The following is a 14,410-nucleotide window of genomic DNA, read 5'->3' on the forward strand; positions in this document are numbered from 1 at the left end:
ACCCTCACTGCTCGGGCCGCACGGTGAAGTCGGAGCTGAACGGCTGAACCTCGTTGTCTCCGGCGAGGACGAGCCCGTCCTCGTCGAGGATGACCGTGCCATGGTCGTGGCGCAGGTCGACGATGAACAGCCCGGGCGACATCAGGGAGTCGCGGTCCGCGGGCGCGAAGGTGAAGCCCTTGACCAGGCCCGGCCGGGCCTCCCCGAAGGGGACCATGCTGCCCTCCACATCACCGAGACCGAGCGGGTCGTCGGGATTGGTCTGCAGGATCTCGACGGTCTGCCGGTTCAGGGTGTCCAACCGCACCAGCTTGGTGAATTCGAGCCGGATCACCGCCGGGAACTGCTCCAGCGTCACCCCGCCGGCCGGCCGGATCGAGGCGACGCGGACCGGCACCGGCCCCACGGGGGTCTGCGGGAGGAAGAAGTAGGTCGCGGTGAAGTCGCCGGAGGTGCCGTCACGCTTCCCGTCGAGTGCGAGCCCGTCGACGTCGTGGATGCGGTTCGACAGGGTCAGGTCGTGCTTGCCCTGACCGCCCCACTTCGGGTCCGTCGGGGTGATCGTGATGCCCGAACAGGTCTCGGCCGCGGCGTCGAACGGGAACGGGTCGACCCGGACGGCGAGCGCTGCGCCGTTCGGCCCCCGCATGACGACGTTGCCGGCGGCCCTGACGTCGGCCAGGAGCACGTCCTTGCTGAACATCACGTGGACCGCCTCCGGGAAGCGGTCCACGGGCTCCCGGTTCGGCGGGTCGAGCCGGGTGACCCGGACCGGCGCCGGGGGCGCGGCGACGAAGAACCAGCTCTCGAAGTCACCACCCGGGCGGCCGTTCCCGGAGGGCAGGCGCAGGGCGGTCACGGTGTCGTACCCCTGTTGGACGAGCCGCCCGAAGACCGTCCCGTCGAGCGGCCGCTTCCGTGCCGCGTCGAGGATCTTCGCGCTGTGCAGGACGACGTCCACGCGCAGCGCCGGGCTGCCCTGGATCGCCCGCAGCCGGCCCAGCCACTGCCCGACGCGGACGGGGTCGAGCGGAGTCCTGGGGCGGAAGGTGACCCGGTCGGCGCCGGTCGGGCGAAGGCCCCCCACGGGAGGTGGCTGCCGACGGCCGGGCGTGACCACGCAGGGCACCCGCACCGCGTGGACCAGCGGGTCGTCGTCGTCCGGCACGTGCAGCCAGAGCTCGACCGTGCGGTCGGTGAGCGTGGTCTCGGCCATTGGCTCGGTGAAGTCCACGGTGAGGCCGTCGTTCAGCCGGGTGAGCGGCAGCGTCCGGTCGTTGCGCCAGCTGATGCCGTTCTGCGCCACCCGGGCGTGGTGCTGCGGGGCGAGCGCGTCGATGGCCTCCTGGACGGTGTCGCCGAGGCCGGTACGCCGGGGGTCGTAGGCGATGTGACGGGCCTGGAGGCCGGTGAGCGGGTCGAACACCGGCGCGCAGTCGACCACCCGGTCCAGGACGACCCCGCCTTGGTCGTCGCTGCGCCAGTGCAGGACGGCGAGCGGCGTACGGTGCCGTCGCACGCCGTGCGGCGGGACGCCGTCCAGGGCCTCGACCGAGGCGTCGCGGGCCCGCGTCGTGAACCACCAGTAGGAGGACGCCCGGAAGTCGTAGCCGCTGAAGCCGATCTTCACCCCCTCGCCGAGGTCGACGTCCTCCGGTCCGACGAACCCGACGCCGTCCCACCGGCGCAACACGACGTGGTCCGCCCGGATCCCGGCGCCGCGCTCCGGGACGAGCAGCGGGTCGGCCGCGTCCAGGGTGACGGTGAGGGTGTCGGGGTCCGGGTCGGCGGCGATCCGGCACAGCAGGCCGCGGCCCGGGCCCAGTTCGTCGGAGTCGCCGGCGATCTCGACGAGGTCCCCGACGCGCAGCTGCCCGGCCCGGTCACGGCCCAGGCTGCCGACCCGCACGGTGGTGCTCGCCGCGGTGAGGTCCGAGCGCAGCACGGCGGTGACCGCGGTGGCGAACCCAGCGTTGTCCGCCGACCACTTGTAGCGGGCCCGGGGCACAAGTTCGGCGTTCACCCCGTGCCCGGTGCGGAGCGGCTCGGCCAGGTTGGCCACGCCGGTCACCTGGTCGTAGCTCGTCACGGCCACCGGCTCGGTGGTCTGGCCGTCGCGGAGGAACCAGCCGCGGCGGGTGAGCCGGCCGGCCGCGGACTCCGCGGGGCTCGGCCCCTCCCCGACTACCAGGCGCAGCGAGAGGGCCCCGGCGGCAGCGGGCTCGGCGAGCCGTGCGACGTCCCGCCGGGGGACGAGGGCCGCGCCGTCCGCCGCCCGGTAGAAGCCGCGGCGGACCGGCGTCCTGAGCCGCACCCGGCCGGTGGCGTCCACCTCGGCGATCGACACCACCTCGCGTTCCTCCAGGAAGGCGGACTTGTCGACCAGCTCCCAGCTGCCGACCAGCAGGGCGGCCCGCTGGACCGCGGTGAGCTCGCCGACCTTCAGTTCCCGCTCGCCGCCGGACGCGTCGGCGGCCAGCGGGACGGCCCCGGGGGCCAGCGCGCCGAGCATCTCGCCGGAGTCGTGGATCTCGACCCGGTAGAGGCGGTTCTGGCGCCCGGAGTACCCGCCGTCCGCGGCGGTGTCGCAGGGGTCGCTCACCTGCGTGGCCGCGGCGACGACGGTGGAGAGCCTCGCGGCGCCGTCGTCCGGCAGGTAGCCCACGGCGTGCTCGCAGTCGAGCTCGTCGGGCAGGTGGGAGGGAGGCACCCGCACGACCTTGACCTGGGCGACCGTCCGCAGCTGCACGGTGGTGTCCGCACCGCCGAGCGCGGACTCCCGGCGGTCCTCCTGGAGGAAACCGACGAGGCGTCGCCAGACCTCCAGGTAGGCGACGGCCGTGGTGGTCCCGACCGGGTCGAGCAGCTCGGTGGTCGGGATCTCCCCTCCGGCACCGATCGCCGCGGACGGTTCACTGGTCCCGCCGCTCACCAGCACGGAACCGTGGTCGAGCACCGTGGCCTGGTGCCAGGCGCACGCCTCGGCGAGCGGGCTGCCCGCCGTCCAGTGGTTGGCGCCGGGATCGTAGCGCTCCGTCGAGGCCAGCGGGCGGTCGCCGCGGTGCCCGCCGGTGACCAGGACCTGCCCGCCCGCCAGCCGCACGGCGGCATGCCCGGTGCGGTTGGCGGCCATCGGGGCCGCCGATCGCCAGGCGCCGGCGTCCGGGTCGAACAGTTCGCAGGAGTTCAGCGGCAGTTCGGCCGCGGCACCGCCGACGACGAGGACGTGGCCGCCGCTCAGCACGGTCGCCGTGTGCCCCGTCCGCGCCGTGGCGAGGTCGGGCACGGCCCGCCACTCGTCGGCCGCGGCATGGTAGATCTCGGCCGACGCGACGGCACCGCCGCCGCGGAAGCCGCCGCAGACGAGGACCTGGTCGGGGCCCGGGGTGCGGCCGATCCGGACGGCGGCGTGGCGGCCGCGCGGCACGGTCATGGCGGCCGCCGTGGTCCAGGTGTCGCTGTCCGGATCGTAGATCTCGGCCTCGGCGACGGGGTCGCCGAGGGTTCCGGGAGCGCCGCCGAGCGGACCCGCGGCAGGTCCGAGACCGCCGGCGACCAGCACGCGGCCTCCGCTCAGCAGGGTGGCGGTGTGGCCGGAGCGGGCCATCTCGGGCGCGGCCACCGCCGTCCAGGTGCCCTCGAAGGCGTCGTAGATCTCCGCGGACGCGAGCGTGACACCGGCGGGCCCGATCCCGCCGACGACCAGGACCCTCCCATCGAACAGGTCGGTGACCGAGTGCCCGGTCCGGGCGCTGGTCATCGCCCCGGTCCCCGACCAGAGCGCCGTGTCCGGGTGGAACAGCTCCGCGGTCGCGGTGGCCGCTCCGGCGACCGTGCCGCCGCAGACCAGGACGATGCCGTGGCCCTCCGTGTCGTCCGGGTCGGTGTGCACCAGCGCCGAGCCGTGCCCGGCCCGCGGCGCGGCCAGGTCGCCGACGAGCTCCCAGCCCGTGGCCGGCCCGGTCGGCAGCGGCAGCGGCGGTGCGTTCGGGTAGTCCGGCTGGGTCGTGTACGTGGTGGGGGCCGGGTTGGCGGCCTGGAGTCCGTCGAGGTAGAAACGGCCGGCCACCCCGGCGCCGCCGCCGATGGTCAGCACGCCGTTCCCGCCGTCGCCCAGCTGGAACGCGCGCCCCGCCGCGGGGCGCCCCCGGCGGCCGACCAGGTCGCGCACGTGGTGTTCGAGGCGGCGCAGACGGGCGAGCGCAGCCTCGTTCCAGTCGGAGTCGAGCCAGACCCGGCCCTGCTGCTGCAACCACTCGTCCCCCGACACGTCGTCGACACGCAGTCGGGAGAAATCGGCCTTCATGCTGCGGCTCCTTCTAGACGGTCCCGGGAGGACGGACGGAGGCCCCGTCCTCGACGACGATCACCGGCCGCAGTCCGGCCGGCAGGAACTCGGCCAGCTTGGCCGCGAGGTTGGCGCGCCGCAGACCGCTGTGGCTCCCGGCGAGGGCGCCCACTTCGTCCCCGGTCCCGGAGGCGGTGAGGACGAGGGGCGAGGAGGCGTCACCGAGTGAGGCGAACAGCGCCGAGCGCGGCCGCAGCGACCCGAAGGACGGCGCCGCGGTGTCGCCGCGGGCGAGATCGTCGTCCCCGGGGACGCACCGGTGGCGGCGCGGCAGCACCGATCCCGGCTCGACCCGGCTGAACCGCAGGCAGCCGCTCTGCCGGGTGTCCGTGACGGCCACACCGGCGAGCAGCGCCTCGTCCGCCTCCAGCTCCTCGGCCCGCAGCCGGCCCAGCACGGTCACCCGGTGCAGCCGGACCAGCCGGGCCGGGCGGTCACCCGCAGGATCGCCGGCCTCCTCCGCGGGGGTCCGGCCGGGTGCGTCCGGACCGCCGAGGGCCAGGCCGGGCCGCTGTCCGGGGGCGGTCCGGTGGAGCACCGAGTCCGTCCCGGTCACCAGCGCCACCCCGGGGCCGGTGCGGACCCCGGCCAGGATCGAAGCGGTGAAGGCGAGTTCGGCCTGGTGGTCGGGGTCGGCGTCGTCCCACCGGACGGCGGCCTCGCCGAGCGGGCCGTCGGACGGCGGGTGGAGCGTGCAGGCGTCGAGCCGCAGTGCCGTCAGGAAGCCGTCGGCCAACCGGATCCGGCCGCCGATCAGCAGCCCCGACAGGTGCAGCTCGTGGTCGACGGAGAGCGCCCGGACGGCGTCGACGCCGGTCGTGCCGCGCACCGTCACGAGCGCGGCGTCGGCGGCCGTGGCGTCCGGTAGCAGGCACGGCCGGGCCGCCCCGGCCGGGCCGCCGGCGCGGATGGTGACGTGCCTGCGCAGCCTCGCCGCCGCGGGGCCGAGCCGTCCGAAGTCGAGCGTGACCGGACCGGCGTAGCTCGCGCTGTCGACGATCTCGATGACCTCGTCGACGGGGGCCCTGGTCGCCGCCCACAGCGCGTCGGCCGCGGCGACCGCCTCGGCCGGGGTGCGGTGGATCCGGCCGAACGGCAGCCGGACCGCGGCGTCACCGCTGGCGGAGACGATCCGGGTGGGTGCGGCCCCGGACTCGCCGCCCTCCGCCGCGGCCGGCGCGGTCCGGACGCCGCGGGCGCCGACCGGGCCGCTGTAGGCCTCGATGTAGTCGACGGTGAGGTCGCGCTCGTCCGGCGCGACGGCGACCAGCGGGTCGTCCGGTGCCAGGCAGAACACGCCGCGGGCCGGGTCGACCCCGAGCTCCCCGGAGCGGGCGGGACCGTGCACGACGCGACGGCGGCGCAGCGGCACGGCGCCCTCCAGCGGCAGGACCTGTCCCTGGGCCGCGCGGGCGGGCACCGAGCCCGGCGGCAGCATCCCGGGGGCGCCCGGCCGCATCCCGCCGGGAACCGTCCAGCCGGAGCCGTCGGCGCCGAGCGCGAACCGCGCCACCGGGCCGCCGTCGCCGTCGCCGTCGCCGTCTGTGACCGGGTCGGCCTCGGGCAGGTAGGCGAGCAGCGCGCCGCCGGCCCGGTCGGTGACGACCAGTTCGCACATCGGCCACACCGCGGGTGCCTCCCCCGGGCCGGGCGCGGTGAGCGGGCGGATCTCCAGGACGACCAGCGCCGTCCGCTCGACCGGGATCCGGTCGGCGACGGCGTCGCGGCTCGGCAGGAAGGTGAAGGCGGGCCAGTCGGTCAGTCCGGGCGGGACGGCGAGCCGGGCCCGGTGCTCGTCCGTCACCGGGGTGTCGGCGGTCACCAGGGCTCCGGCCAGCTGCGGTACGGCGGCGAGCTCGTGGACCTCCACGACGAAGCCGGGCAGCCCGGTGAACCGGGTGCGGTCGGCCACCGCGAGCCCGCGCACCCGGTGCACGCCGCCGTCGGGCCGGTGGGGCCAGGACACCGGTCGGGCGGCCCCGGCGGACGGCCAGGCCTGGCCGTCCGAGGCACGGGCGAGCCGTCCCCGGCCGGGCGGGCCACCCGCAGCCGGGTCGGCCGGCGGCTCGGCCCGGTACGTCGAACCGTCGGAGGCGACCAGCAGGTCGACCGGTCGGCCGGGCCAGACGAACACCTCCGGCAGGTGGACGGTCACCGCGCCCGCGTAGCGGCCGGCGGCCGAGGGCACCCCGCCGTGCCGGGCGGCGCGCGGCGGCCGGTCGTCGCGCACGGCGAGCTCGCAGGCCGGGAAACGGCCCGCATCGGCCGTGCCGAGGCCGGCCCAACCGGGCAGCGGGTCGGGGCGGCCGGTCTCGATGCGCAGCACCAACCGGCCGGCTCCGCCCAGCGGCCGGTCGGTGCGGAAGGCCCGGGCGCTGTCGGGCAGCAGCGAGGTCGCGACCGCGCCCAGCCGGACCGGTTCGACCGGGCCCGGGCCGTCGGGGTACCAGAGCGCCGACACCGTGAAGTGCTCGGCGGGCCGCCGGAACACCGTCGGGTCCAGGACGCGCATCCCCTCCGTCGGGTGGAGCCTGGTCTCCGGTTCGGGGGCGCCGAAGGCGAAGTCCTCCTCGGGCTCGGAGTCCGCGGCTGCGCCGGGGCCGCGGCCGCCGGCGTCCGGTTCGCCGTCCCCGCCGCCGCGGGCCGGGGCCAGTGCGAGCGGTACTCCGGAGCGCCGCACGACGAAGGCGCGCTCCGGCCCGAAGACGGCCGCCGGGTCCGCGGCGAACGCCACCGGGTCGACCGGCAGCCCGTCCGCACCGTACAGCGGCAGCTCCTCGTGCAGCGTGTCGAAGGTGCAGGCCCGGGCGCGGTCGGGGGCGGGCTCCCCCGGCGCCGCCGCGGCAGGGGTCACCCCGCGTTGCGGAAAGGTCTGCAGCGGACGGAGGAACGTCACGGCCGTGCCGAGGTCGTACCGCCCGCCCTGCCCGCTCGCTCCCGCACGCCCGGGGGTGCGGAAGTCGGGCAGGTGCGCGAGCGGGTCATGGGCGGTGCCGAGCCTCGCGAGCGCCACCGGGTCGCGCAGGTCGGCGGTCAGCGGACGGTCGAGGCGGACGTGCGCGGCGTGTTGCGTCCAGGCCAGAGTGCGGAAGCCCTCGACGACCTCGGCGCCCCAGCCGGTGGTGCCGCGCGCCAGGCCCGCGAGCATCGCCGGCGTGCCCTTCGCCCGGCGCCAGGCCAGGGTGTTGCGGACGTCCTGACGGTTGCTCTGCCCGACCGGGTTGGGCAGCAGCGTCGTCCCCACGAGCGCGCCCAGGTAGGGGACCACCCAGTCCTCGGCGGTCTCCAGGAAGAAGTCGTCCCAGAGGTCGTCGAGGTCCTGGCGCACCGCCGCGACCTGAGCGGCGATCGTCCGCAGCAGGCTGCGCAGCGGCGCCCGTTCGACGGCCTGCCGGTCGTCGAGGCCCGGCGACCGCAGCCGGGCGATCGCCAGGTCCTGCTCGCGGTGGAAGGCCGGCACCCGCGCGTAGAGGCGCTCCAGCCAGAACTCGCGGGTGTGGCTCATTCCGCGTACCCCCCGGTGCCGAGCAGGACGGTGAGCCTGCCGCGCAGCCCGGCGCCGTCGGCGGGGTCGTCCGCGACCAGGACGAGGCCGGTCGCGGGGACGGGCAGCACGTCGAGCGGGGCGGGCTCGCCGGCCGCACCGGCGGCGCAGAGGCGGGTGACCACGACCCGGGTCACCCCGGGGACCGCCTGCGCGGCCGCGTAGACCCCGCTCACCCGCAGCGCCTCGCCGAAGCCGAGGGTGGCGAGGTGGCCGGGGCTGCCGTCCGGGCCGGTGCGCTGGACGAGCGCGGCCCGGACGGCGGCCAGGGTGGTCCGGCGTCCGTAGCGGTCGTCCAGGTCGACCACCACGGTGACGTCGGCGGGGACCGGAGTGAAGTCGACGATCCGGAGCGGCTGGTTCGCGTCCCGGCGGGCGTCGAGGTAGCGGCGCAGCCGGGTGAGGTGGTCGCCGGTCAGCGGCTGCCGGTCCGCCCGGGCCACCGTCAGGCGGATCTCGGTGCCGACGCCGAGGCCCTCGCCGCCGGCCGGGGCGGTGCTCGCCCGGGCGCGGGCGATACCGGGGAAGGCCAGGGCGAGCTCGGTGTGGTCGGTGACGGACACCGCCCGGTTCAGGGTCCGCAGCGAGGCGGGAGCGTTGCGGCGGATACCGTCGGCGGTCTCCGGGTCGGCGGCGCCCTCGGCGGGCAACGGGTTGGTGACCGCGCGCAGGCCGGGGACCGCATCGACGAGCCGGGTCACGCCCCCGGGCGGGACGGCGCCGTCGGACCCGAGCCCGCACCGGTAGGTGGCGGCCACGTTGTCCCGGCCGGTGGGCGGGCGGGAGTTTCCGTCGCCGAAGCGGACGACGGCGCCCGGGGCGTCGCCCGGCGGGTGTTCGACGGTGAAGGCGGCTCCCTCCGAGGTTCCGTCGTCGGCCGAGGTGGCCCGCTCCGTCCACCGCACCCCGTTGACGCTCACCTGCAGGGTGCTGCGCAGCATGCCCTCGCTGTCCGGCAGGTACGTCAGCGGGCCGCGGCGCAGCCGGAAGGTCTGCCAGGCGGTGCCGTCCCCGCTGCCCAACGTCTCGGCGGGCGCGGTCTCCCCGTGGCTCGCCGCCACCACGTTCGCCAGCAGCTCGGTGCGGGAGCGCTGGTGGAGACGGGTCAGCGGGGCGCGAAGCGTGACCAGGGTCAGGTTCGAGGCGTCCAGCACCCTCACCTCCTCGACGGACACGGCCTCGGTGAGAGTGCTCTCACCGCGCTCGCCCGCGACGGTCGAGGTGACGACGGCCGACTGTCCCGGGGTGAGGTCCGGGTACTGGCCTGCCAGGAGCAGCCGGTCGCCGCCGAGCGGCTCGGGCAGCGGGCGGCGGTCGTCGAGCGGCAGCCGCTGTGAGCAGAGCAGGACGGTGGTCGCCCGCCGCAGGAACCGCGTCGCGGGGACGGCGGAGGCGAGCCGGAGCCGCGTGACCCGGCCCTGGAGGGCGAAGTCGAGGTGCATGACGGTGTCGGCGCCGGTCAGACGGAAGGTGCGGTAGAGGCGGCGGGCGCCGCTGACGTCGAGCAGGACCGCGAAGCGGGGGTCGGCGTCGTTCCCGGCCGCCGCGGCGGCGACGACGGTGTCGAGGTGCAGGACGAAGGCCTCGTCGGGCAGCCAGCGGCCCGGGTCGACGTCCCAGTCCGTGAAGCCCTGCGGGGGCGGCTTCGGCATGTCGGCGAAGCGTGGGGCGCCGGCGCCGAAGGGGAGCGCGGTCTCCCGCAGCGCGTAGACGGCCGGGGCCGTGCCCGGTGCCGTGGCGTAGACGGTCCCGTCCTCGACCCAGGTCAGTGCGGTGAGCCCAGCCCGCCGGTCCTCCCGGACCTCGGCGATCTCGCGGAGCAGCCCCTCCCCGACCGGCACTCCGTCCTCGTCGAAACGGTCGAAGACCAGCACGTGGCCGCCGGCCCGGAGCCGCATCCCGGTGCCGGCCACGTGCACCGTGCGGCGCAGGTCGCTCGTTGCGTCGGGCAGGGCCTGCTCCGCCGGGTCGGGCGGGGGCGTCGGCGGCCGACCGGGTGCGGGGTGGCGCCCCGTCTGCAGCAGGGCCCCGGCAAGGAGTGGGAAGACCAGCCCGAGGTCGTTGGCGATCCGGTTGAAGTCGGCCGTCTGGCCGGCGGACGGGCCCGGCGCGCCGGGCGTGGTCAGCGCCGCAACCGCCGCGAGCGCGCCGAGCGGGGCGAACTGGTCGGCCGGACCGGCGGCCGCCAGCGGGATGCTGTTGTGCTCGGCACGTGCGGCCACCGCCTGATCGGTTTCGAACACCACCGGCAGCCGGTCCGGCGCGGCCCGCCCTCCCACCCGGGTGCCCCGGCGGACGGTGACCGCCTCCCCCGCCCGCGCCGGGTCGATGGTGAGGGCGAGCAGCACCCGCGCGGCGGAGCCCGGGCCCGGCCGGTAGCCGACCAGGCGGGCCAGGCGCTGCAGCGAGTCGAGCTGGGTGGCCGTGCCGACGAAGGCCTCGTTGGCGACCAGTTCGGCGTAGAGGGAGGCGCTGTCGGCCAGGTAGGCCCAGGCGTCGACGAGCGCGGTGGCGCGGTCGGGGGCGGACTCGGACTCGTGCCAGCCGGGCAGTTGGAGCGACAGGTCGTCGAGCATGGCCCGGCGGAAGGTCTCGAACGTGCCGAGGCGGTAGTTCACCCGGCTCCGACCGGGCAGGTTCTCCGGCCGGCGGGCCTGGACGCCCGCGGCGCCGGCGACGGGTGAGCCGTCGGTCCGCGCCATCAGCTGCCTCCCCGGGTGACGAGGGTGAGCCGGCCGCGCTCCGGGCGGGCGGGGTCGTCGTCGAGCCGGGCGATCCGGTCCCGGCCGACGGTGAGCTGCCCGGTCGCCTTCACCAGGGCGGTGTCCGCGTCCGGTGTGGCGGAGTCGAGCGGGGCGAGCACATCGACCGTGACGGACCGGACGCCGGGCACGGCCGACAGCACGAGGTGGAGCCGGCTGAGCAGCACCGGGTCGCCGAAGCTCAGGTGCTCCGGGTCGAACAGGCCGCGCGAACCGTCGGCCCGGACGCCGGGGCGCAGGGCCGCCGCGACGTCCTGCCCGACCGCGCCGGCCAGGAATCCGGGCTCGACGCAGACGGTGAGGGCCAGTTGGAGCGGCAGGTCGCGGGCGGGCAGCAGCCGAAGGTCGTAGCCGGCCAGGCGCCGCCGGTCGAGGAAGGCGAGCAGCTCGGCGGCCAGCCGGTCGTCGAGCTCGGTACCCCCGGCGAGGTCCAGGACGAGGTCGACGGCGACCCAGCTACCGGTCCACCGGAACTCGGCACCGGCCCGGGAGATCAGCCCGCCGCCCGCGGAGCGGTCGAACTCGGCGACGGCGTCGGCGTAGTCGCGCGCCGTGACGGCGACCTCGCGACGGCCCGCGGCGGCCGGGCCGGCCCGGCGCGCGTCGTCCAGGTCCTGGGGGTCGCGGCCGCCGGTGGCGGGAACGGGGTTGTCGACGGAGAGCAGCCAACCGCCGAGCCCGGTCCGGGCACCGGCCTGGTCCGCCTCCTGGTCCGCGGGGACCGTGAGCGTTCCCGCGGGGACGTTGCCACCGGTCCCGAGTCCCACCCGGAAGCGCAGGTCGACGACGGCGCCGTCGGGCGGGCGCAGTCCGAACGCGCCCCGGCCGGCCGGCTCCGCCCCGCCCTGGCCGAACAGCATCGTCGCGGTGCCGCCGTCGCCGAACTCCAGGGTGAACACGCGGTCGCGCGGGCCGCTGTCGAGCAGGGTCGGGGCCCACCGCCACTCGGTGCCGTCGATCACCACCTGCAGCTGCGGCCGGCCGGCGGCGTCGATGCCCAGCGGGGCGCCGGGAACGGGCACGCGGAGCCGCGGGGGCGGGGCGTCCGGCGCCGCCGGGGCGCCTGCGGGCCGGACCTCCCACCGGGCTACGGCCTGCGGAGCCGTCAGCGCCTCCTCGACGGTGCGGCCGATCAGGGCCCGCCACGGCCCCGCCGGGGCGTCCGGGACGATGGGCACCGGGAAGCCGTCCACTCCGCCGGGGCCGTCCTGGTCGACGGTGTGCACGGTCCGCTCGCCCAGCGGCGACACCACCACCACGACGACGTCCTGACCGTCCGCCAGCCCCCAGACGGTCACCAGGACGACGCCGGCCGGGACCGCCACCGCGGGCCGGGCGGTCGCCCACGCGCTCGTCCCGGCGGCTCCGGCGGTGGTCCCGCCGCCGCCCCGGCCCGGCGCCGCGAGCACGATCCGCTCGCGCCGGGTGAGGCCGTGGCTCGCCGGAACGAGGTTCCCCCGGACGACGGTCCGCCGGACGGGGCGGTCGCGCCGGAGCGCGGTGTCGCGGCTCCAGGTGACCCGGGTGAGCGCCGGCGTCCCGTTGGCGCCGAAGGCGGACGGCGGGAGCCGGTCGGGTGCCCGGTCGAGCCGGACCACCTCGGCCCGGCCGGTCACCGTGTCGCACAGGGCGAGGAGATCGCCGGCCACCAGCGCGGGGAGGTCGCCTACCAGGTGCGCCGAGGTGGCGCCGGAGGGGAGGTAGCCGTCGGGGCTGTCCCAGTCGTAGAGGGTGAGCTCATTGTGCGCGGGCAGCAGCAGGGCATCCGCCACGGTCTCGAACACCGCGCCGTCCCGGCCGTCGCCGTCGCCGCCCGGCCCCGCACCGGCAGTGTCCTGCTGCCGGACGGCGAAGCCCGACACCAGCAGGTGGGAGTGGCTCACCCGGAACTGGAGCACGGTCTCGGCCGAGGCGCCCTCGTCCAGCGGGCACCCGATCAGGGCAAGGTGTCCGGCCACCGAGCGCCGTTCGGTCGCAGTGTCCAGGAAGGCCTCGTTGGCCACCCTGTCGAGGACGTAGCTGAAGCCGTCGGCGGTGGCCGCGAACAGCTCCAGCAGCATGACGCCGGCATCGGCCTCGTTGGTCTCCGCCCAGCCGGGGGCCCGGGTCGGCACGAAGTCCTGCAGGGCGCGGCGGAACCCCTCGAAGTCGCGTGCCAGGTAGTCGATCCGCACGGTGGCGGGCGCAGGCGGAGCGGCCGTCGCGGGTTCCGTGGCACAGTCGGTGCCGGCGCAGTCCAGCCGGAACCGCAGGCCGGCGGTGCCGTGGAACGGGTCGGCGCTCTCCCCCACCAGGGCCAGGGTGTAGCCGTCGCGGTCGCCCTCGGCGTCGAGCCGCAGGGTCACCTCGTCCCGGCGGCCGGGTGTGGGGGTGACGTCGGTGATGCGCGGGTGCAACCGGGCACCGCCGGACAGGGCGTACCCCGCGCGGTCGAGCAGCCAGGGCGCCCGGTCGGCGGCGTCGGCGGGCTGGAGGCGGACGACCAGCAGCGGCGGCTTACCGGCGGCCGGGTCGGCGTCCACGACGTCGACCCGGGCGATCCCCACCATGCCTGCGCGCAGCAGCGGACGGGCGCCCGCCAGCGGCGGCGCCGGAACCCTCGCGCTGCCCGGTCCCGCGGGCCGCCCGCTCACAGCCCGGCCTCCGTCGCGACGAGGCCGCCGGCGCCGGCGGCCACGGAGAGCGCCTGCCGGGTGCCGGTCTGCTTCACGACATACACGATCGTGACGCGCAGCACCTCCTCGGCCCCCGGATCGGCCCGGACATCGACTTGCTCCACCCGCAGCCGGTCGCCGAGCCAGCGGTCGAGGTTCTGGGTGATGAGGAACCGCGTGGTGGCGCGCTGGATCTCGTCGCCGCCGGCGAAGACCAGGCGCCGCACTCCGCAGCCGAAGTCGGGCCGGTTGACGCGCTCGCCCGGCTCGGTGAGCAGGACCTGCAGGACGAGGTCGCGCAGGTGCTGCTCCGGGCCGCAGGTGCGCAGGCCGCCGCCAGGGGCGAGGTCGAACGGGACGGCGAGGTGACGCTCCGGGGTGACGGCCATCTACAGCTCCACCTCGTGCCGGGACTTGGCCGCGTCCAGGCCCAGGACGATCGGGACGACCGGCGGACTGGTAAACCCGGCGGGCCCGCTGAAGCCGTGTGTGTGCGTGGCGAGGGCCTGCACCAGCGCCTGCAGCGCGGTGTTCAGGGCCGCATGCCCGACCAGGTGGTCGGTGGCCTGCTCCCCGATGGTCACGGTGGAGCCGCCGATGGTGATGCCGCCCGCGTCCATGGTGATCGTGTTGCCGCCGACGTCCTCGATCACGACTCCGGCGGAGTCCATGGTGACGCTGTTGCCGTTGGCGTCGGTGACGGTGAGGGTCTCCTCCTCGTCGTCGAGCACGACGACGTGGCCCTTGGCGCTGCGCAGCACCTTCTGCGCCGGTCCCGCGCCCTTCGGCACCTCGCCGGTGGCCCACCAGCTGCCGGTCCACACCGGGTAGGCGAGGTTGCCGCCCTCGAACTCCACCCAGACCCCCGCGCCCTTGCCGGGGACGGTGAACAGCCCCTCACCGGGCAGCCCGCCGTACGGCAGGCACGGCAGGGCCCAGCCCAGTTCGACGTCCCCGGTCAGGTGCGGCACACGCACCCGGACCCGGCCCAGCGCCCGCGGGTCGTCGACGTCGCTGACGATGCCCCGGTACTTGCCGAAGTACCGTCCCTCGACCCGCTCGACCAACCGGGCGACCACGTGCTCCAGGGGTTCCACCGCGC

6 protein-coding genes are annotated in these 14,410 nt (G+C 76.6%); all 6 read right to left on the reverse strand.

The window, feature by feature from the left end; genetic code table 11:
• Positions 1 to 4: 4 nt before the first annotated feature.
• The 6 genes from RMN57_RS07585 to RMN57_RS07610 are packed head-to-tail and all read right to left on the reverse strand — an operon-like array spanning position 5 to position 14,405.
• Entirely contained in the window at positions 5 to 4,306 is a 4,302-nt protein-coding gene (locus tag RMN57_RS07585) for a kelch repeat-containing protein (RefSeq protein WP_313762612.1), read from the reverse strand.
• Positions 4,307 to 4,319: 13 nt separating this feature from the next.
• A complete protein-coding gene (locus RMN57_RS07590) occupies positions 4,320 to 7,853 on the reverse strand; it encodes a hypothetical protein (RefSeq protein WP_313762613.1) in 3,534 nt (1,177 codons plus the stop codon).
• Positions 7,850 to 10,594, reverse strand: coding sequence for a baseplate J/gp47 family protein (locus RMN57_RS07595; RefSeq protein WP_313762614.1), 2,745 nt, complete (start codon positions 10,592 to 10,594; stop codon positions 7,850 to 7,852). The genes RMN57_RS07590 and RMN57_RS07595 overlap by 4 nt, the downstream gene beginning before the upstream one ends.
• Positions 10,594 to 13,287 carry a hypothetical protein gene (locus tag RMN57_RS07600; protein ID WP_313762615.1) on the reverse strand — a complete coding sequence of 898 codons (2,694 nt, stop codon included), beginning with the start codon at positions 13,285 to 13,287 and terminating at the stop codon, positions 10,594 to 10,596. The genes RMN57_RS07595 and RMN57_RS07600 overlap by 1 nt, the downstream gene beginning before the upstream one ends.
• The gene (locus RMN57_RS07605) at positions 13,284 to 13,697 is read right to left on the reverse strand and encodes a GPW/gp25 family protein (RefSeq protein WP_313762616.1); all 414 of its coding nucleotides are present in this window, start codon (positions 13,695 to 13,697) and stop codon (positions 13,284 to 13,286) included. The genes RMN57_RS07600 and RMN57_RS07605 overlap by 4 nt, the downstream gene beginning before the upstream one ends.
• On the reverse strand, positions 13,698 to 14,405 hold the full coding sequence (locus tag RMN57_RS07610) for a phage baseplate assembly protein V (RefSeq protein ID WP_313762617.1): 708 nt from the start codon (positions 14,403 to 14,405) through the stop codon (positions 13,698 to 13,700).
• Between the last annotated feature and the right edge of the window lie 5 nt (positions 14,406 to 14,410).

Source organism: Kitasatospora sp. CM 4170, assembly GCF_032110285.1.
Lineage (GTDB): Bacteria > Actinomycetota > Actinomycetes > Streptomycetales > Streptomycetaceae > Kitasatospora > Kitasatospora aburaviensis.